At 32.6% G+C, this 279-nt stretch carries 1 protein-coding gene; it reads left to right on the top strand.

Annotation, left to right across the window (positions count from 1 at the left end):
- Positions 1 to 22: 22 nt before the first annotated feature.
- Positions 23 to 279, top strand: a 257-nt coding sequence (locus HMPREF2961_RS01770) for a hypothetical protein (RefSeq protein ID WP_070703833.1), incomplete at its 3' end; no start/stop codon positions are given.

Genomic DNA, 279 nt, shown 5'->3' with positions numbered 1-279 from the left:
TTTTGATACAAGGAGTTGCAATATGATTAATTTAGGGGAATGGGGAGCGATAGCAGGATCAATAACCGCTATCGTTTCTTTAATTTTATTAGTAATTAGACCGATTGTTGCATCATTTACAAAAATTACGAAAACACTATCACAAGTGAGTTACAACTTGGAACTATTAACAAAAGATTTAGAATCGAGCAAATCAGATCGATTGATGATTCATGAAGAACTAAAGAAACACGATGAAAGATTAGATACACATGCAGAAAAATTGGTAGAACACACACA

Origin of the sequence: Enterococcus sp. HMSC076E04, assembly GCF_001814285.1 — a bacterium.
Classification (GTDB): Bacteria; Bacillota; Bacilli; order Lactobacillales; family Enterococcaceae; genus Enterococcus_B; species Enterococcus_B lactis.
The sequence above is the reverse complement of the archived record's forward strand: the minus strand, read 5'-3'. Positions and strand labels throughout refer to the sequence as shown.